The organism is Rossellomorea orangium (assembly GCF_019334305.1).
Taxonomy (GTDB): Bacteria; Bacillota; Bacilli; order Bacillales; family Bacillaceae_B; genus Rossellomorea.
In genome coordinates this window covers 98508-118581 of record NZ_JAHWGH010000018.1, presented here as the reverse complement: position 1 = coordinate 118581, position 20074 = coordinate 98508, and the positions used below count along the sequence as shown (strand labels likewise).

At 40.2% G+C, this 20074-nt stretch carries 20 protein-coding genes and 3 other annotated features; of the genes, 14 read left to right on the top strand and 6 right to left on the bottom strand.

Going from position 1 to position 20074, the window contains the following annotated elements; genetic code table 11:
* Positions 1-127: 127 nt before the first annotated feature.
* From KYJ26_RS17870 to KYJ26_RS17835, 8 genes are all read left to right on the top strand, one after another.
* Positions 128-490 carry a response regulator gene (locus KYJ26_RS17870; RefSeq protein ID WP_219168742.1) on the top strand — a complete coding sequence of 121 codons (363 nt, stop codon included), beginning with the start codon at positions 128-130 and terminating at the stop codon, positions 488-490.
* 120 nt (positions 491-610) lie between these two features.
* Entirely contained in the window at positions 611-1090 is a 480-nt protein-coding gene (locus tag KYJ26_RS17865; RefSeq protein WP_219168741.1) for a CcdC family protein, read from the top strand.
* 729 nt (positions 1091-1819) lie between these two features.
* On the top strand, positions 1820-2821 hold the full coding sequence (locus KYJ26_RS17860) for a DUF3231 family protein (RefSeq protein ID WP_219168740.1): 1002 nt from the start codon (positions 1820-1822) through the stop codon (positions 2819-2821).
* A gap of 416 nt (positions 2822-3237) precedes the next feature.
* Positions 3238-4035, top strand: a complete 798-nt coding sequence (locus KYJ26_RS17855) for an alpha/beta fold hydrolase (protein ID WP_219168739.1) — start codon at positions 3238-3240, stop codon at positions 4033-4035.
* Positions 4036-4271: 236 nt separating this feature from the next.
* Positions 4272-4991: a YwaF family protein gene (locus KYJ26_RS17850; protein WP_219168738.1), complete on the top strand. Its 720-nt coding sequence runs from the start codon at positions 4272-4274 to the stop codon at positions 4989-4991.
* A gap of 66 nt (positions 4992-5057) precedes the next feature.
* A complete protein-coding gene (locus tag KYJ26_RS17845) occupies positions 5058-5627 on the top strand; it encodes a glycerol-3-phosphate acyltransferase (RefSeq protein ID WP_257475117.1) in 570 nt (189 codons plus the stop codon).
* A 17-nt stretch (positions 5628-5644) separates the two neighbouring features.
* Positions 5645-7255, top strand: coding sequence for an aminotransferase class V-fold PLP-dependent enzyme (locus KYJ26_RS17840; RefSeq protein WP_219168737.1), 1611 nt, complete (start codon positions 5645-5647; stop codon positions 7253-7255).
* Positions 7252-9105 carry an LTA synthase family protein gene (locus tag KYJ26_RS17835; RefSeq protein ID WP_219168736.1) on the top strand — a complete coding sequence of 618 codons (1854 nt, stop codon included), beginning with the start codon at positions 7252-7254 and terminating at the stop codon, positions 9103-9105. The genes KYJ26_RS17840 and KYJ26_RS17835 overlap by 4 nt, the downstream gene beginning before the upstream one ends.
* A 269-nt stretch (positions 9106-9374) precedes the next feature.
* Here KYJ26_RS17835 and KYJ26_RS17830 read toward each other — a convergent pair whose 3' ends face one another.
* From KYJ26_RS17830 to KYJ26_RS24060, 3 genes are all read right to left on the bottom strand, one after another.
* Entirely contained in the window at positions 9375-9722 is a 348-nt protein-coding gene (locus KYJ26_RS17830; RefSeq protein WP_219168735.1) for a hypothetical protein, read from the bottom strand.
* 148 nt (positions 9723-9870) lie between these two features.
* Positions 9871-11112 carry an ATP-binding protein gene (locus tag KYJ26_RS17825; RefSeq protein WP_219168734.1) on the bottom strand — a complete coding sequence of 414 codons (1242 nt, stop codon included), beginning with the start codon at positions 11110-11112 and terminating at the stop codon, positions 9871-9873.
* Positions 11113-11219: 107 nt separating this feature from the next.
* Positions 11220-11351: a hypothetical protein gene (locus KYJ26_RS24060; RefSeq protein WP_257475116.1), complete on the bottom strand. Its 132-nt coding sequence runs from the start codon at positions 11349-11351 to the stop codon at positions 11220-11222.
* Between the two features lie 229 nt (positions 11352-11580).
* Here KYJ26_RS24060 and KYJ26_RS17820 point away from each other — a divergent pair, with 229 nt between their 5' ends.
* The 6 genes from KYJ26_RS17820 (at position 11581) to KYJ26_RS17795 (ending at position 17185) form a co-directional block, all read left to right on the top strand.
* On the top strand, positions 11581-12438 hold the full coding sequence (locus tag KYJ26_RS17820; RefSeq protein ID WP_374939780.1) for a YitT family protein: 858 nt from the start codon (positions 11581-11583) through the stop codon (positions 12436-12438).
* A 175-nt stretch (positions 12439-12613) separates the two neighbouring features.
* Positions 12614-13435, top strand: a complete 822-nt coding sequence (locus tag KYJ26_RS17815) for an undecaprenyl-diphosphate phosphatase (RefSeq protein WP_219168732.1) — start codon at positions 12614-12616, stop codon at positions 13433-13435.
* Positions 13436-13508: 73 nt separating this feature from the next.
* Positions 13509-13730: a binding site (T-box leader), on the top strand.
* 34 nt (positions 13731-13764) lie between these two features.
* Positions 13765-13983, top strand: a binding site (T-box leader).
* Between the two features lie 52 nt (positions 13984-14035).
* Entirely contained in the window at positions 14036-15238 is a 1203-nt protein-coding gene (thrS, locus tag KYJ26_RS17810) for a threonine--tRNA ligase (protein ID WP_219168731.1), read from the top strand.
* A 235-nt stretch (positions 15239-15473) separates the two neighbouring features.
* Positions 15474-16202, top strand: a complete 729-nt coding sequence (pyrH, locus tag KYJ26_RS17805) for a UMP kinase (RefSeq protein WP_219168730.1) — start codon at positions 15474-15476, stop codon at positions 16200-16202.
* A 72-nt stretch (positions 16203-16274) separates the two neighbouring features.
* Positions 16275-16751, top strand: a complete 477-nt coding sequence (locus KYJ26_RS17800) for a GNAT family N-acetyltransferase (protein ID WP_219168729.1) — start codon at positions 16275-16277, stop codon at positions 16749-16751.
* 14 nt (positions 16752-16765) lie between these two features.
* Entirely contained in the window at positions 16766-17185 is a 420-nt protein-coding gene (locus KYJ26_RS17795) for a GNAT family N-acetyltransferase (RefSeq protein ID WP_374939779.1), read from the top strand.
* A 43-nt stretch (positions 17186-17228) separates the two neighbouring features.
* Here KYJ26_RS17795 and KYJ26_RS17790 read toward each other — a convergent pair whose 3' ends face one another.
* The 3 genes from KYJ26_RS17790 to KYJ26_RS17780 all read right to left on the bottom strand — a co-directional run bounded on the left by KYJ26_RS17790 (position 17229) and on the right by KYJ26_RS17780 (position 19926).
* Positions 17229-17522, bottom strand: a complete 294-nt coding sequence (locus KYJ26_RS17790; RefSeq protein ID WP_219168727.1) for a 4a-hydroxytetrahydrobiopterin dehydratase — start codon at positions 17520-17522, stop codon at positions 17229-17231.
* Positions 17519-19249 (bottom strand): aromatic amino acid hydroxylase, encoded by a 1731-nt coding sequence (locus KYJ26_RS17785; protein ID WP_219168726.1) that lies wholly within the window; start codon positions 19247-19249, stop codon positions 17519-17521. The genes KYJ26_RS17790 and KYJ26_RS17785 overlap by 4 nt, the downstream gene beginning before the upstream one ends.
* A gap of 91 nt (positions 19250-19340) precedes the next feature.
* Positions 19341-19551, bottom strand: a binding site (T-box leader).
* A 147-nt stretch (positions 19552-19698) separates the two neighbouring features.
* On the bottom strand, positions 19699-19926 hold the full coding sequence (locus KYJ26_RS17780) for a hypothetical protein (RefSeq protein WP_219168725.1): 228 nt from the start codon (positions 19924-19926) through the stop codon (positions 19699-19701).
* Between the last annotated feature and the right edge of the window lie 148 nt (positions 19927-20074).

The following is a 20074-nucleotide window of genomic DNA, read 5'->3' as shown; positions in this document are numbered from 1 at the left end:
TGAGTTTTCAGTTGAAGATTTACAGAATAAATTGAATAATCATTACGTTTTATGGTATAGTTTAAATGGATTATTCAGGTAATTTTACTCAATGGACATCGATAGTGTATACGAGGAGGAAACATCTGTGGCAACGATACTTGTAGTGGATGATGCGAAATTTATGAGATTGACTCTTGGAAACATGCTTGCATCCAGCGGTCACGCAGTAGTTGGGGAAGCTGAGAATGGACTTATTGCCGTAGAGAAGTATCGTGAGCTTCAGCCAGACCTGGTAACGATGGATATCACCATGCCTGAGATGAATGGGATTGAAGCGGTTAAGGAGATTCTGGAAGAGTTTCCTCAAGCAAAGGTGATCATGTGTTCTGCAATGGGACAACAAAAAGTTGTAGTGGAAGCCATTGAAGCAGGAGCCAAGGACTTTGTTGTTAAACCATTTGACGAAGTGCGTGTAGATGAAGCTATTAAAAGGGTGTTGGGATCATAAATCCATGGAGAGATTGAAGTTTCTATTCATTCTCTCTTTTTGTGTTTTCGTTTTTTCTTGAATTAAGCTATAATAAGGAAAGGTATTTTAAAGTAGATTATAAAAGGATGATGATGCTGTATGATGATTGCTTCATCCATTGTAGCGATTTGTATGGGATTTATGGTGATTTTTATTAGGATGAAAGCACAGAAAAGACCGGTAAGCGGTAAGAAGATTATCTTACCACCACTATTCATGAGTACTGGTGCCTTGATGTTCTTATTCCCAGTCTTCCGTGTCAATATAAGTGAATTCTTAGAGGCCATTACTGTCGGTATGGTATTTTCCCTATTGTTAATCAAAACCTCTAAGTTTGAAATACGTGAAAATGATATTTATTTGAAACGCTCCAAAGCGTTTGCGTTCATTTTGATTGGTCTTCTGTTAATCCGTATTGTTGCCAAGTCGATCCTCAGTGCTTCCATTGACTACGGGGAGCTGAGCGGAATGTTCTGGATACTTGCATTTGGGATGATTGTTCCATGGAGAATAACCATGTATTTTCAATATAAAAAGCTCCACCAGGAAAATCAGGATCTTACGACTAATTCAATTTAATACTTCATTAAAAGCAGGTGGACGCCACCTGCTTTTTTTGTTTTTTCTATTCATTTGGCTGTTTTCGTTAACATTGTTGCTTTTGGATGTAGCGAGTGGCGGTTGATTTCCGCTACAGGTGCTCGCTTTCCGCGGGGCTGGCGATGAGCCTCCTCGGCTGCGCCTGCGGGGTCTCACCTGTCCAGCTACGGCGGCTAGCCCCTCGAGGTCATAAGCTAAATGGCCCAAGAAGGCAAAAGAACGCCTTCTTAGCCCATTCATCTTATGCTTGTCGGGGCTAAACAAGCCGCCTCCGCTTTTCGTACTGTCCAGCGTTTCCCGCAGGAGTCGAGCACCTTCCGCTACAATCAACTGACGAAAAGTTTGACGATCACAAAGGAAAGGTGGAGATCGCGTATGCCACTGCTCTTTCATTCGTTGCAGTGACTGATTTTATTTCATAGTCCCTTACTCTTTTTAAACTGATGGTCACAAACCATTTGCTCTGTCAACACATACTACTCTAGAGGGTGAAGGGAACTGCGTAGACTCCTACGGAAAACGGGCGTGCCGAGACCCCGGAAGCGATTTGTGCTGAGGAGGCTCGGCCGAACGTCCGTGGAAAGCGGAGCAGTTCCCTTCACCCTCCTGCACCACAACTTAAATGACAGAGTATCGTAAATCTTAGTTTGTATGCGAATAGCAACAATCTTTGCGAAAACAGCTAAAAAAAAGAAAAGGAGTCTTAAGATGGGGGACCAAGACATCAGAATGACTACTGCAGAAATCTCCGCTTTATGGACGACGTATATTAAGTGCTCGGCGACAAATTGCTTCTATACTCATTTTCTTACATACCTGAAAGACGAGGGAATTAAAACCTTGGTAGAGGAAAATTTGAGAATCAATTTAGAAACGATGGAAAAAATCAGGAGTATCTTTTTATCTGAAGGCTTTCCGATTCCCGACGGCTTCACAGAAAAAGATGTCGATATATCTGCCCCCCCTCTGTATTCAGACCTATTTGCTTTAAGTTTTGTATATAGGGGGGGCCAGGTTACGAGCAGTCACTTCACAACGATTGTCGGAGCTGTCGCCCGTAATGATATATACGAATTTTTTGAAATATGCCTAAAGAAATCTCTATCTCTGTATAAACAATCTCTTCAATTAATGTTAGAAAAGGGGATCTATGACCGTCCACCCAAAATGAATTATCCTCAATCCATTGAGTATATTTCCCATCAGCCTTCTTTAATGGAAAGCTGGTTGGGGGAACGGAGGCCTCTCAATGCACTCGAACTGAGTGAGCTATTCTTTGTGATTGAACGTAATTGCATAGGAATCATCCTTTTAAGAGGATTTATACAAACATCTAAAGACAAAGAAGTCAAAGAATATTTAAAAAAAGGAAAGAAGCTGAGTGAAAGGCAGATTACGACGTTCAATAATGTGCTTGTGAAAGACGATGCATTTCCAACATATCCTGTCTCAATGGAAATCACTTCTTCCACAATAGCTCCATTTTCAGAGAAATTGATGCTGTTTTTTATCTCTTCGTCAAATTCAGTCGGCCTTTCGACACTCTGCCATGCGATTACGATGTCTACTAGAAAGGACCTGGCTGTTCATTACACGTTATTTGTGACTGAAATCATGAAATATGGTTCGGATGGTCTGAAATTATTAGTGGAAAGGGGCTGGATGGAGAAACCTCCCCAGGAGCATGGTTGGGGCAGCCTAAATGATTAAAGTAGAAGGAGGAGAATGATGTATTCAAAAATGGTTTTTGTATTCTTAGTAGCACTCCTTACGTTGCTTAATGTGGATGTTTTGAAGAATAGATTGAAAAACTTCGTGAGACATAAATTTTCTGTGGGCTTAGCGGCTTTTTATACTATAAGGTAGTCTTTTGAATATGTAAGAAATCCAATACTTTGTTAATATACTCCCTTACATCACAAAAAGTTCAGAATTTCCATAGATTCTATATGACAAAGAGCCTTTATGTAGGATAGAATAAAGATACATTAAGGTAAGGCTTCAAAAGTGTTGGGTGAATCGTGCAGATTTGTCAAAACCGTTATTTTCGATACTACGGTCCTTGGTTCATTTCCATGATTCATTCTATTCTTTTGGTAGGTTGTGCTGTTTTTAAGGAGAAATGGATGCTAGAATACATCGTACATCAGGGAGTCGGCAAAGAATATGTGGTATTCCTTCATGGAATAGGGGGAACATCAAAGATCTTTTGCAAACAATTGGAAACCTTCAAGAAGAATTACAATGTAGTGACGATTCACTTACCTGGTCATGGCAGATCACCAGGGGTTGAATCTTTTGATGAACCTTTTACGATTGATTTAATTGTACGTGAAGTCGTGGAGGTGCTAGATGAAATCAATATTGAACGGGCCCATTTTATCGGGATATCCCTCGGCTCAGTCGTCATTCACCATCTGATGCAGCAGAATCCCGATCGTGTTAAATCAGCTGTTTTGGGAGGGTGCATCACTCGATTTACACTGTTCTCAAACACCTTGTTGCAGATTGGTCATGCAGTAAAGAACATAATGCCGTTCATGTGGTTATATAAATTATTTGCCTATGTCATGATGCCAAGAAGCAATCATAGTATTTCAAGGAAATTGTTCATCCGGGAAGCGAAGAGAATGAAGCGGCAGGATTTTCTGGCGTGGTATAGACTTACACCATATATTAAAGCAACTTATGCCTCCGTACAGGAAAAGGCATCACATATTCCAAAGCTCTACATATCTGGGAAAGAAGATCATCTTTTCGTTGAATCACTTTATGAAGATACAAAAGGGGATCCCTCTGCCGTGATTGTATATCTTGAAGATTGCGGGCACGTTTGTAATGTAGAAAGGCCGACTGAATTCAACCGGCTTGCCCTTGATTTCATCTACAGAAATCAGAATCTCCCATTGCGGAAGGTTCAATAGTCTTGAATCCCATTTCAATTTTGGAATGGGATTTTTTTTTGCTTTTCTATTGGGAGGTGTTCTTATGAAAATATTTAATGGAAGGACACTGATGGGAGGTCCGTCCCTGTCAGATTGGTGGAAAATGGCTGTATATAAGGAATAGAAACTTGGAAAATGAGGTCCGTCCCTTAAAGGAAATGAAGGGGTGTTGGGAGAATATAGTATGGATGGTAGTTTGTTGGGGTGGTGAGGGTATGTTTCGGGAGATTTTGAATTTCAGGTATGGGGAGTATCCGTTTGAGTTGTTTTCGGTTTCTCATATTGCGGCCATTGTTGTTTCTGTGGGATGCATGATGGGGTTATACATAAGCAGAAACCAAATTCAGGGAAGTTTGTTGAAGTGGTTGCTGGTTGTTATACTTATTTTGAGTGAGGTTTCTTTTCAGGCGTGGTATTTCATAAATGGTCATTGGGACCTTACCATTAATCTTCCTTTCCAATTATGTTCACTATCCTTGTATCTCTGTACGATCATGTTATTAACCAATAGCTATAGAATCTTTGAGGTGAGTTTCTTTGCAAGTATGTCAGGTGCATTTATTGCCATTCTTACTCCAGAGTTGTTTTTTGGATTTCCTCACTTCAGGTATTTTCAATTTTTCCTGGCACATTTGACGATTGTATTGGCTTGTTTATACATGGTTTGGGTAGAGAAATTCAGTCTGACATTCGGTTCCTTGATCAGGGCATTCCTTGCTTTGAATGGAATTGCGATAGTAGCTTATACGGTTAATAAACTGGTAGGCGCGAATTACATGTTTCTAATGCATAAACCTAACAATGCAAGTCCGATCGACTATTTGGGGGAATATCCATGGTACCTCATTTCTCTTGAAGCGATCAGCTTTTTTATTTTTCTCATTCTCTATGCCCCTTTTTTCTTAATAAGGAGAAAAGAAGAGGGAAAAAGGTAAATTTATGAAACTTTTCACTTCATTCAAACGTCTATTAACATATATAAAAAGCAGGGAGCATGGAAGATGATTCATAGCTTGACAGTAAGTGTGATCCTAGTGATTTCTTACATGCTGGGCAGTATAACAGGAGCTTATTATGTAGTGAGGATACTCAGTGGAAAAGATATCAGGGAGGTTGGAAGCGGAAATGTAGGAGCTACTAATGCAGGAAGGGTGACAGGTAAGAAGGGGTTCTTACTAACAATCCTGATTGATGCAGGTAAAGTGATCCTGGCATTACTTATCACCTCCACCCTACTAAAGGGAGAGGGCTATCTAGTTTTAAGCTCGATTTTGGTGTTGATTGGTCATTTGTTTCCGGTACAACTTGGATTTCATGGAGGAAAAGGGGTTGTAGCATACTTGGCTTCAGCTTTATTTCTCTGCCCGCTCTGTATCGGAATCTTCGCCATCATGATGGGTGTTTTATATCTAGTCATCAGGAGGTACACCATGGCGGGCTTCATTTCAATGGGGACCATACCGATCACATCATTTCTGATTGAGGATTCATTCATATTATCAGCAGGCTTGGGGCTTCTATTCATGACTGTCCTTGTTTTCCACAATCGGTCATTTCATCATTCAGTTTAAACATAGGAGGTACAATAATGAGTAATCAGGCTCTTAAATATAAGATTGCTAGCGATCCAGATGAGTTTCAACAAATATATTCCTTAAATTATCAAACTTTTGTAGAGGAGATCCCTCAACATCAAAAGAATGATAGTCGCAAGCTTAAAGATAGGTTTCATGATGAGAATACATATGTGATAGCAAAGGCTGAAACTGAAGTTGTCGGAATGATCGCTGTTCGGTCAGAACGCCCTTTCTCGTTAGATCAAAAGCTGAAGGACTTGGATAAGTATTTACCTCAACATGCCGTTCCATGTGAAATCAGACTACTGTCTGTAAAAGAAGAGTATAGAAGTACGAGGGTATTTTATCAATTATGTGAATGCCTGGTATCATATTGTTTAGAGATGGGATATACGACTGCACTCATTTCAGGTACCGTTCGTCAACTTAAACTATATAAACGTATCGGCTTTCGTCCGTTTGCCAATCTTGTTGGTGATGAACATGCGAGGTTTCAGCCTATGTACCTGACTCGTGAAAGCTTTGAGAATTCGACAAAAGCGTTTCAGCGCTTAATGATTCGGAAGACGTTTGAAGAACGTCCATATTCACTACTCCCAGGTCCCGTACCTCGTCATAAAAAGGTGGAAGATGCATTTAAGACAGACGCATTATCTCATAGGAGCAGCGTTTTTCTGAAAGAAATGGAAGAAATAAGAAAGAACTTATGTGAAATGACACATGCGAATCATGTACAGGTTGCAGTGGGCACCGGTACCCTTGCGAATGACATGGTGGCCGCCCAATTGAAAAGTGCTGCTGGAAACGGCCTGATTCTTGCGAATGGAGAATTTGGATCGAGGTTGGTGGACCACGGAAAACGATTCGATTTATCTTTTCAAACCATTGAAAAGGAATGGAATGAAATAATTACAATAGAAGAAATAGAGGCTGTCCTTCAATGTGATCCGGGCATAAAATGGCTGTGGACGGTTCATTGTGAAACTTCTACAGGGTACTTATATGATATTGGGGAACTGCTTTCACTCTGCCATAAATACAATGTAGAGCTCTGTATAGATGCGTGCAGTTCAGTTGGGGCAGTTCCGATTGATCTTAAAAATGTTTACCTTGCCACCTCGGTTAGTGGTAAGGCACTCGGATCTTATCCCGGACTGGCGCTTATTTTTCATCGTGATGAAATGAAACCAAATCAATCGATTCCAAGATACCTGGATGTGGGAATGTATACGGAGAACAAAGGAGTCCCATATACTCACTCATCCAACCTTCTGAGTGCTCTAAAGGAAGCGATGAGGGTGGTCGATTATGAAAAAAATCTCGAACTATCAAAGAAAGTTAGGCAGTTATTAAAGGAAGGGGGGTTAACAATACTAGAAGGTGAATCGTATTCACCCGGTGTGATTACGATTGAACTAAATAGGGAACAGTGTAGTAGACAATTCGGGGATGCCTGTAAAAAGAATGGTATCTTATTAAGTTATGAAAGTGGATATCTCCTCAACAAAAATTGGGTACAGATAGCACTAATGGGATCGCATAATGAAAGAAAGGTTTTGAATGCAATGGCGATGATCAACAAAGAATTTCAGAAAATGATTGATACAAAGGTAATGCAATGAGTAGGGTGAAAGATTTTCTTATTGGATTAAGAAAAAATCAATTGCTGGGTGTTGCAATACTGTCACTATGGATAAAAACCGTCGTTGTATCGCTTATCGGTTTTAACCTTCAAATAGAATCTTTCCTGGACTTATTACTTATTGTTTTCAATCCGGTTGGATCGTTAATGCTCCTGATCGGATTCAGCTTTTACTTCTTTAAAAGGGTGAAACCATTTCTCCTTGTTCTTATTATGGGGATTGCAACCGGGCTCCTGTACGGGGACCTTCTGTACTTCCGGTTTTATTCGGATTTCATAACAGTCCCAATCCTTTTTCAGTTTAAAAATGTGGGGGGGATTGGCCCGAGTACCTTTGAATTGATGAGCCCCTGGGATGTTCTCTTATTGTCTGATCTCATATTAGCAGGCTGGATACTCAAGACAAAGAAGACGGAATCCGTCAATTTGTCACGAATATGGAAATTAAACTACTTAGGATTTAGTATGTTTTTATTATTGATTACTTTAATAATTGGATTACTAAAATCCCCATATTTATTTGCTGAGTCATATGACAGGGAGCAACTGGTGAAATCTGTTGGCCCATTTAATTACCACCTTTACGATATCGGGATTGCAGCAACGAACCCATTGTCACAGCTTCTTGCAAGTAAATCGGACACGGAGGCATCCATTCAATACACAAAATCCTCAAAGAAAAAACCTTCTGACTTATTTGGGGTTGCTGAAGGGAAAAACCTGATTTTAGTCAGTATGGAATCCACTCAGAATTTTGTTATCAACCAAAAAGTCAATGGAGAAGAAATTACACCGTTTCTAAATTCATTGATAAAGGACAGTTTATACTTCAGCAATATTTATGATCAGACGGCACAGGGGAAAACATCAGATGCAGAATTTATGATTGATACGGGATTATACCCTTTATCAAGCGGATCAGCTTTTGTAAGGAAACCGGATAATACATACAGGAGCCTACCTCATATCCTGAAAGAGAAGAAAGATTATTTTGCAGCGGTTTTTCACGGGAATGACCGGACATTCTGGAACCGTGAATACATGTATAAGGCTCTTGGGTACGATCGTTATTTCTCCAAGAGAGATTACAATGTAACGGAAGAAAATTCGGTGAATTACGGTATAAAGGACATTCCTTTTTTCGAACAGACGACGTCCCTTCTCGAGAAAATTCCCAAGCCATTCTATACCCGTCTTATCACATTGACAAACCATTTCCCTTTTCTGTTGGAAGAAGGAGATCAGTTCATTGAACAGGCGGACACGAGAGAAGATGTTGTGAACCGGTATGTGACAACGGTGCGATATGAGGATGAAGCGATTAAGGCTTTATTTGAGAATCTTAAAGCAAATGGGTTGTATGATGATACGGTTGTGGTCCTTTATGGTGATCATTACGGGATTTCCGAAAAATATGAACAAGGTGTGTTCGAGCTCCTAGGTCAGAAGGATACTCCAGTGAATCATGCCAAGCTTCAGCAGGTTCCCCTTATTATCCATGTTCCCGGACAAGAAGGTAAAACGATTGAAACCATTGGAGGAGAGATTGATATTCGGGCCACCGTCCTTCATTTATTGGGAATTGGATCGAAGGATACCCTTTCGTTCGGTCACAGTCTGTTCACCCGTGATGAAAATCATCCAGTCATTTTCAGAGATGGAGATTTCATTACTAAGGAATACATCTTTCAAGACAATGTTTGTTACAGTAAGAAGAGCGAGAAATCAGTCAGTGAATCAAGATGCGAACCATTTAAGGAATTGGTACGTAAAGAATTAAGGATGTCAGATGATATTTTGTATGGTGATTTATTAAGGTTTCTGGAATAGGAGCAATTAATGAGGCCGGGGCATAACTTTATATACCCAAGCCAGAAGTCTCCGTTGCACTCCTATCAACTGCTGGTACCTGGAAAATCCCTCAATATGGTTTTAATACAATAAAAATCCGAACGATTCGTTAACCTTAACAGGATTCGAATCCTCGTTCGGATTTTTATTTAGGTTGAACATTTTTGTCCTGGCCTATTGGTTTTAAATAGAAAAGGTGGAGAGTGTGGTTGACTGTAATTTGATTATGTAAATTAGTCGATTTCCTTTTACAGCTCCTCCTCAGAATGCAGGGGATAGAATCTGCCATTAAATCCAATCACATCGATCGTGATCATTTGCTCAGGATCATTTAAACTTTTATACTGTCTGTTTATGCGGAGAGTGAATAGACCGGGAGAATATGTCCCACTTGCATCAGAATATTTTATTCTTTCGGTTATGTCCCCATGAACACTCTCCAATTCTACGATGGAACAGTCTTCATTGCAGTCGATTTGATGCTCATTATAGAGCCACTTCTTAAAATCTTCTTCAGTCGGTTTGTTTAGAATCGAGAAAATACTGAATGCTATGATCACAGAGAATAAAAATAGGAACGTGCCTCTTTTGCTCACCAAATAATTCCTTCTTTCTATGAGATTATTGGAAAATCCTGATAATATAAGTGTATCATAGTTCAGTAGAATCAAGCGAAGACCAGCCCATAAGAAAAGAGCCTGGGAAAAACCGAGGCTCTTGCTCTTTAGAAGTTTATTTTTGGGATTAAACCGGCAGTCGAATCTTGACAACTGTTCCTCTATTTAATTCACTTTCGTATTCGATCATTCCACCCATTTCACGAATAAGCTTATTTGTAACCATACTTCCGAGTCCCGTCCCTTTGGTCTTAGTAGTATAAAAGGGTAAACCTATTTTCTTCAATTCATCTCCGGTCATTCCTTTTCCATTATCTGAAATAATAATGATGACGGATTGTGTAAAGGGATCTTCTTTGAGATTGATAGATATTTCGCCTCGGTCTTCAATGGATTCAATACCGTTTTTAATCACATTCATGATGGCTTGCTTCATATGATCCTCATCACCCTTAATATAGTGGGATCCGACCTTTTCGAAATGGATCGAAGTGTTGGAATACGCTGCAAACGGCCTTAACAAATCCACACAATCCCTAATAATATTATTAAGGTTGAGCCTGGATAATTTAAAGCTGCTCGGTTTTGCGACACTTAGATAATCTGTAATGATTTTGTTCGTTCGATCCAGTTCATTCAGGATGAGAGGAGAATATTTCTTTAATCGGTCATCCTCTGAATCCTCGCTTAGATGCTGTATAAATCCTCTCACAGTTGCAAGGGGGTTGCGTATCTCATGGGCTATCGATGCAGCCATCTGTCCGACCATATTCAGTTTATCCATATAGACCATCTCTTCTATTTGTTTATTCGTGCGGATCAAATGCTCAATAATGAATACCAACGCAAGAAATGTAAAGTAGAAAACGGAAAAATAAATGAAATAAAATGGCAGATGCAATATCGGGACGAACATGTTGATGATGATGATGTACAGAATGGCGTGAATGATAAAGATTATCGTACTTACTATTAACTTAAACTGTGTTTTCAATAGAAAGCTGCGGAAGAGGATACCAATCACAAATGCCAGCACTGAAACAGCAATCCCCACGCCGACGTAAGGACCACCGATAATATAGCGGAATATGATGACGCAAGAGAGGACGATAGATCCGGATAGTAAACCGGCATAGATCGTCACAATCAATATCGCAATCATTCTCAGATCGAAGTGAGTCTCTCCAAGGGTTTCAATTGGATAGAGCATACATAAGAGTGCGCCAAATGATGCAACCAGTCCATAAGTGATCTTGTGTTTATAGGCGGATTTTTGTGTATCCTTAAAAGGAAACAAAACATTGGCGTTATAAGTGAAAGAAAATAAAATCGTAATATTGACCAGTAATGATTTGATTAATGTAATCAAAGTAAAGCCTCCAAAAAACTACATAACTAAAGATCGCTGCTCAAAGCTCATAGAAACATGAACATACAAATACTAAAAATACTTCATTTTTCCGTATTAGTCAAATCCTACTGCCTTATGAGGGACGGACCTCCAATATCACTGTTATTTTGGAACCCCACCACGGAGAAATGTAGTGTTAAAGCACGATTGGGGTGGATGTAAGCACCTCGTTCCTGCTTGATGAGTGCTAAATTCAAGGTCCGTCCCTCCCTAATTAAAGGAATTTTAGCTCGGAGGATGGAATATATACATTATACAAGCTTTTTATGTGGGGTTGGTCAGGAAGGCAGCATACATAGTCGGTGTGATTTGGATTGAGGGTTTAGACATTTCCGTTTTTCAGCTGATGTAGAGTGAATGTATCTTTAAAGAGGAGGAATGGTGATGGAAGGTGAGATCATACATGAACCCCGGCAAGTGAAGGTCATGCATAAGAAGATCCCTTTGAAAGAGGTAGTGAAAAGGACGATTCTGATAACGATCGGAGCTGTGATCATGGCTGTCGGTCTTGAGATATTTCTTGTCCCCAACCAGGTCATCGATGGAGGAATCGTTGGTGTATCAATCATGCTTTCGCATATTACGGGCATTAAGCTAGGACTTTTTATCTTCATCTTGAACATCCCCTTTTTCTTCATCGGTTATAAACAAATCGGGAAAACCTTCGCATTCTCTACGCTTTATGGCATTGTCATTCTATCGATTTCTACAACCTTCCTCCACCCAGTTGCAGCCTTTACTCAAGATATTCTATTGGCATCATTATTCGGAGGAATCGTTCTTGGTATTGGGGTAGGCATGGTCATTCGATACGGCGGGTCCCTCGACGGAACTGAAATCCTCGCCATCTTATCCAGTAAAAGGCTTCCTTTCTCAGTCGGTGAAATCATTATGTTTGTGAATCTTTTCATTTTAGCTAGTGCAGGATTTGTCTTTAGTTGGGATAGAGCGATGTATTCGTTACTTGCCTATTATGTAGCGTTTAAAATCATAGATATTACGATAAAAGGGTTGGATGAATCTAAGTCCGTTTGGATCATCAGTGAAAATTACGAGGAAATCGGGGATGCCCTTCTTCACCGGTTAGGCAGGGGTGTTACTTATTTAAAGGGAGAAGGGGCTTTTTCAGGAGATGACAAGAAAGTGATATTCTGTGTCATCACGCGTCTTGAGGAGGCCAAGTTGAAGGACATCGTGGCGGAGCATGATCCTTCCGCATTTCTTGCCATAGCCGATATAGCTGAGGTAAGAGGGGGAAGGTTCAAGAAGAAAGATATCCATTGACCATACTACCTATTGGCACAGAAATAGGTTAGCACCTGTTTCTGTGTTTTTTTATGTGTATAAGTTCTTATTGTCCACTGGATTGAGTTGTAGTACTATATTCTAGATTGTAATGAGAAGAGCTTCTTTTTCAAAACAAGTGAAAAAACATCACCTATTTTAGAGGAGAAAAAACATGGAATATATTATACTGCTCAAGGCATTTATTCTCGGGATGGTAGAAGGACTGACGGAGTTTGCGCCCGTTTCCTCCACGGGGCATATGATCGTAGTGGACGACCTCTGGATCAAATCGAAAGAGGTATTGGGGAAGTACCCTGCGAATACGTTCAAAGTAGTTATACAGCTAGGGTCCATCCTTGCCGTGGTCATCGTGTTTCGGGATAGATTCAAAGACTTGTTGCGAATGAACACAAGAAACGAACAGAGATCATCCAAATTAAGACTAACTCATATATTCGTTGGGCTACTACCAGCGGTCATCCTCGGTTTATTATTTGAAGATTATATCGATGAGCATCTATTTTCTATCAACAGTGTCCTTGCAGGCTTAGTGATCGGCGCATTTCTCATGATCGCTGCGGATCTGTTCAGGCCAAAAGTAAAAACGGTGGAAACCGTTGATGGCATCACCCATAAGAAGGCTTTGATGATTGGACTGATTCAATGTCTCTCATTATGGCCAGGTTTCTCAAGATCCGGTTCAACGATTTCCGGAGGTGTATTACTCGGCTTAAGTTATCGGGCTGCTTCGGATTTCACCTTCATCATGGCAGTGCCGATTATGATGGGGGCAAGTGGGTTGTCACTTATGAAAAACTGGATGTATTTCAATGCGGAATTCATGCCGTTCTTAATAGTCGGATTTATAAGTGCTTTCCTTTTTGCTTATATTTCGATCCGCTTCTTTCTAAAAGTAATCAATAAAGTCAAGCTTTTACCATTTGCCGTTTACCGCCTTATTCTAGTCGGTATCATTTTGATGTTTTTTGTTTAATATGACTCTTGACAGTTAGAAAATACTCCCATATAATTTCAATAACACTTTTATCAGAATTCGAATATATTATACGAAAGCAAAGAAGAGGACATGATTCATTCGTAAATCTCTTGTTCAGAGATCAGGGTCACCGGCTGAGAGCCCTGAAGAGAAGTGAATGTTTTACCACCTCGGAGCTATTATGGGGAAGTTTTAGTATCCATAATCGGGATAACCGTTATCTTACTTAAGCGAAGTATGATATTTTACACTTCGAAATTAGGGTGGAACCACGACCGCACTCGTCCCTTGGTTAGGGATGAGTGCGGTTTTTTTATTGAACTGAATACAGTGCGAAGAAGAGGACATGAACATTTTGGCTTTCTTACCAGAGAACAGGGTCATCAGGCTGCAAGCCCTGAAGAAAGGAAAATGGTTTACCACCTTGGAGCTATTATGGGGAAGTTACAGTATCCATAATCGGGCAAACCGTTATCAACTTTGAGCGAAGGGCTATTTTGGCACTTCGGAATTAGGGTGGTACCACGACCGCATTCGTCCCTTGGTTAGGGATGAATGCGGCTTTTTTTATATAAAAAATCATAAGGAGGAAAATAGATGTCTATTCAATCAGAAGTAGAAAAGAGAAATCACAGGAAATTGGGTCAGGAGCTTGAATTATTCATTTCAATGGAGGAGGCTCCTGGGATGCCCTTTTTCTTACCGAAAGGAATGTTGCTGCGAAATGAATTGGAGGACTTTTGGAAGAAGGAGCACCTGAAGGCAGGTTATCAGGAAATCAGGACGCCGATCATGATGAAACAAGAATTGTGGGAGAAGTCAGGTCACTGGGATCATTATCATGAAAATATGTATTTCTCTGAAGTGGATGATCAGAAATATGCCATCAAACCGATGAGTTGTCCAGGAGCCGTGTTGATTTATAAGAGCAAGAGACGAAGCTACCGGGAGTTGCCTATCCGTTATGGGGAGCTTGGACTGGTACATCGTCATGAGCTATCAGGATCATTAAGCGGGTTATTGAGAGTTCGTTCCTTCACTCAAGATGATGCTCATCTTTTCGTAAGGGAAGATCAAATTCGGGCAGAGTTGCATAAAGTGCTCGATCTCATTGATCGATTCTATGGGAAATTCGGCTTCGATTATAAAGTTGAGCTTTCGACTCGCCCCGAGGATTTTATGGGATCAGTTGCCCTATGGAATCAAGCAGAGGGTGATCTTGAGGGCGTATTGCAAGATAGAGGCGTCGACTATCATATCAACCATGGAGATGGAGCCTTCTACGGACCTAAGATCGACTTTCATATTCTGGATTGCCTGGGGAGGAGTTGGCAGTGTGGAACGGTTCAACTTGATTTCCAGATGCCTGAAAAATTCCAGTGTGAATATATTGGTGATGATAATCAGGTTCAAAGACCGATAATGATCCATCGCGCTATCTATGGATCGATTGAACGTTTCATGGCCATCATCATTGAACATTTCGGAGGGGATTTTCCCCTTTGGTTAGCTCCACATCAGGTGAAGATTCTTCCAATTTCCGAAGTGCATATTCCATACGCACAAGAAGTGAAGTCTCAATTAGAAAGGGAAGGATTTAGGGTTGAACTAGACGATCGCGTTGAGAAAATGGGATTGAAAATCAGGGAGGCCGAGATGCAGAAAGTTCCTTATATGATGGTTATAGGGGATAAAGAAATCCAGCAACAATCGGTTGCGCTCAGAAAAAGGAAGGAGGGTAATCTGGGAGTACTTCAAGTAAAAGAAGTGATCCATAAACTGAATGGCGAGATGATGTAACAGAATAAATAGGGGAAATTTTCTTTTGCTGAAAAGGTAGAAGTTACTAATTTCCACTTGACCATTTCCTGTATTTTCTATAAACTAACAGAAGGAAAATTCAGAATAGAAAGAATGGGGGAGAAGAAATGAGCACTTTGCACCGGGACTCTAGCAGTATTTCTTCTTTTCTATGCAAGAGCTAAAAAGTAATTCTTTACTTTTTAGCTTTTTTTTATGTCAGGGAGGGAAGTAAATGGGATATAAGAGAGTGTTAATTAAATTAAGCGGTGGCGCATTGGCTGATAACGAAGGGAATAACTTTGGAACAGCAGAGCTAGAACATATTGCAAACGAAATCATGTCGATTGTAGACATGGGAATCGAAGTTTCGTTAGTGGTGGGAGGAGGCAATATCTTTCGGGGCAGTTTGGCAGATGCTTGGGGAATCGAGCGGGTAGAGGCTGACAGTATAGGTACGCTCGGGACAATCATTAACAGCTTGATGTTAAGGGGTGTTCTCAAAAGCAAAACAGATAAAGAAGTAAGAGTCATGACGTCAATCCCTGTCTCAACTGTCGCAGAACCGTATATACGTCTCAGGGCCGTCCACCATCTGGATAAAGGATACATCGTCATTTTCGGAGGGGGGAACGGGCAGCCGTTCGTTACGACGGATTATCCCAGTGTCCAACGAGCAATAGAAACGAATAGTGATGCGATCCTGGTAGCGAAGCAAGGGGTGGATGGTGTATTCACCTCTGATCCTAAACGGAATAAAGAGGCGAAGATGTATCATAATTTAAATTATGATGACGTCGTCAAAAATAATATAAAGGTCATGGATCAGTCAGCTCTCCTGTTAGCACGTGACTATAAACTGCCCGTGCACATCTTTAACTTTGAGCAGGTGGGAACAATGAAAAGAATTTGCTCAGGTAAGAAGTGGGGAACCTTGATTAATCATGAAGAGACCAAACTGTAAATTGTAAGGGTGAGAGGATTATAGGATTTAGAAGAAAAAAGTTAAAACTTTTTCGATGAAAAGGAGATTTTTATGAGTTATACGTTTCAAATCATGTCACAGGAGCAGGCTGAACATATTGCAGAAAAATGGAAATACGAGGGGGAATATGCTTTTTATGATATGGCGGCAGATGAAGAAGACTTAGCTGAATTCTTAGATGAAAAACAGCGTGGAAACTCGATTTATTCCGTATTTCAAAATGGTGAGATGATTGGTTTTTATTCATTTCATGTATTAAAGAATGAAACTGTAGATATCGGACTGGGAATGAGACCGGATTTCACTGGAAAAGGGAAGGGACAGGAATTTACGGAAGCTGGTTTGGAATTCGCAAGAACTCAGTATTCTGCAAGTTCCTTTAGTCTGTCCGTGGCGACTTTTAATGAACGTGCGATTAAAGTGTATACGAAAGTCGGGTTTCAAGCTTTAGGGAGGTTTATGCAACAAACAAACGGAAGCATTTATGAATTTTTGAAAATGAAATACTCTATTGAGAATATAGATTGAGGAGAGACTTAATGGTGAAAGTAACAATCGTTAACCAATTCGAAGAGGGTCAACTCCATGAAATCAAAGATGTGTATGAATCAGTAGGTTGGATGAAACATTCGATTGAAGTGATTTCTATCATATTTCAAAGGAGTGATGTTGTTTCCATCTCTGTCTACGATGGGCGCATTGTCGGAGTGGGAAGAGCACTGACGGATGGCGTTTTCAATGCGACGATTTATGATGTAGTCGTCCATCGTGATTACCAGCGAAGGGGAATCGCAAGTTATATTATGAGAGATTTATTGGAACAACTTAAAAACATATCATGTATTCAACTGATCTCGACTACAGGGAATGAAGCTTTTTATAGAAAACACGGTTTGAAAAATTTGAAGACCGGTATGGCAAGGTACTTAAATCCATCCCTGGCAGAAGAATATTTGGTTTAGCTCATAAAGAAGATGCAGTCTTCATATTGACTGCATCTTATGTTCAATTCAATTCAACAAATAATTGATCATACTTTTCTGCTAGAGCGAAATCTACATCGGTCAATCCCTTCTCATTCCAAGATGTCAATTCTACAATAATGAGCTTATACTGAATTGTAATAAAGGGATGATGATCCACTTTCTCGGCTAGTTCAGCCAATCGGTTTACAAACCTTATCCCTTCAAGGTACTCCTTGAAACGGTATTTCCTTACGATCCATTTTCCTTCTTTAAGCTGCCATTTTTCTAAGTTCTTCAGTTTTTGAGAAATGTATGACTCATTCAATTTCGTCATGCCGTGACGCCTTTCCTATCGTAGATCACATCAAGTCCGTTTTCAATCAGACGTGCAAATCGATCTTGTTTCTTTAATTCAAGCAATTCGTTAAGTAGTTCCTGCTTTATAAGGGACTCCGGTTCATACTCTTCAAGAAGTTCAAGTATTTCAAGTCTGAGAAGCCATTCTTCAGGAAATTCGACTTTTAATTTACCTACTACGCTATGAATGAGATCAATAGAGAAGGAGACTTCCCTCAGTTCTCTTACTTCTGCAAACAGATTCTCAAGTGGTGTAAGAGATGGAGATTCTCTGTCCTTATCTTCATCGCCCGAAGGTTTAATGTCGAAAAAAGCATCATAATCAGCGGCATATGGTCGAGCAGAAACGATTTCAGATCCGATGGCTAAATCAAATGCTCCCCAGGTAGGATGAAATAAAACGCGATCCCCATAAGTAACCAAACACTCATCAATGGTAAGGAGAATGATATGTCCATGGTGAAATACCATGTCCGTCACATGTCCCGAAACTTCAATACCGCTTTCAAAGGTGATTTGCATTAATTTATTTACTTCTATGCCTAGCTTCTTTAAATCAGCTTCAGTTTTATATACAAGAGAGGTTCCACCTTGAAGTACTCCGGTCGGAGCACCGAATCCGTCTGCATGTCGATCCGTTCCATGGTGTACCAGCTGCTCATTTTGGGCAGAAAGCGCGGTTGGACCGCTTGTCTTAACGTAAATTGCCTTACCGAGCTCATCTTTCATCACTTCTTTGAAGACCCCCGTTACCTGTAACCCTGAATTGAATTCTATGTGAGCGATTTGATTAGATCGAATGGCTTTCTCAATTGCTTCCGTACCACCTTTGCGAAAAGCCAATGTCTCTCCGAATTTCTCCACCATTTTAATGAGTTGTTCGAAGCTTTCACATACAAATAATTGCTGTTGCATAGAGGTGACATCATAGCTTGTTTGAATGGCTTCTTCGATGGAGAATGGACGCTTGGTCACGGAATTGGATAAACAGTGCTTGCTTTCACCGACTGACGAAAGGAGACCAGCACCGAAAATCTTCGGTTGATGCAAACCAGCAATCAAACCAAATTCGACAGTCCACCAAAAGATACGGGAAACTTGTTCTGCTTCAGAGAGCCCGGTTACAGCATCCTGCTTTTCCGCTAACACCCTTTTCGCCTCACAGATCTCTTCGTCTGCGGAATTGGGGTCCTCCATCACGATTGATAAATGTCTGGTTGCTTCAAATACTTCATGTTCTTCCTCCGTTGCAAAAGCGTTGGCTCCAATATTTCCAATCAGTTTAACAAAGGTTGAGTATGTTTCATCGAACAGGATCGGAGCATGGCCAGCCGCCTCATGCAAGATATCAGGGGCAGGTGTATACTCGATATTTGATTTTTGACGGATGTCTGTTGCAATCGGCAGAATTCCATGTGCCTGGAAGTCAAAGAAAGCTGTACCGGGAATTAATCCATCGACAGTCGCGGCACCCCAGCCTATTTTGGCCAAATGTCTGTTCATATCACTTACCTTGGGGATTTCCTCTATATTGATTCCGGATGATTTTAATCCTTCCGTAAATGCTTCATGGGCGGTGTCCTCAAGAAAGTGATGATTCTGTCGCATAACATATCGCCATACTGCATGGTCGATTGGGGTGTAGGCATGGTAATGCTGCTTTGCAACAAATGGACGTAAATGACTTGGAATAGATTGATTCATAATATTTTCTCCTCAGAATTAATTTGTTTAACACTTAAACGCTTTTATGCACCAAAGTAAAATCATACAAAAAATCCCTGCTGAAAAATTCAGCAGGGACGAAATTAATCGCGGTACCACCCTTATTGTAAGCTTGTATACTTACCACTCAAATTGATAACGGACAATTACCGTCCTGTTCAAACGAAGAACAGGAAGCTCCGGAAACGTAATTCATGTAACTCCTATGTGCCAGCTTCCAGCAACACCAGCTCTCTATAACAGGGAGGAGTCCACTACTGCAATTCCATCGTAGCTTAATAAATATGTATGATTACGATGCTTTATATCTTAAACGCTTTTAAGCGTTAAAGTCAAGAAGTATTTTCGGTTATTTGATAGGATGACTTACGAATTTGAAAAAAAGCCTGGATTTACCCATAACAAATAAAAACGCCATAGTGGCGTTTTTATAATGAAGTATGGGTTTTTTCTTTAGGATCTTCGAGGTTCATTTTTTCTAATTCAAGTCTCATTTTCTGAGTCTCGATGATGAAGTTCTCATGTTTCAATTTTTCAAGCTCGAGTTCATCTTCTATCATTTTCTGTTTATACTTGGATTGTTTTTGGAAATGGTCTGTAATGATACCGAGAATGGGTATGGAAAAAATCATGATTACTGCAATGGTTCCAGTCATTTCAATCCTCCTCTTTCTCATTTCATGCTCCACTTATAGTAGTTAAATTATAACAAAGTGAAAGATGAAATAGTGAAAAAATGGTCATCTGTCGAAAGGTTTTCTATAAGAATATACGGTTAAGAGGGAGGAATGGTTTCAACTATTT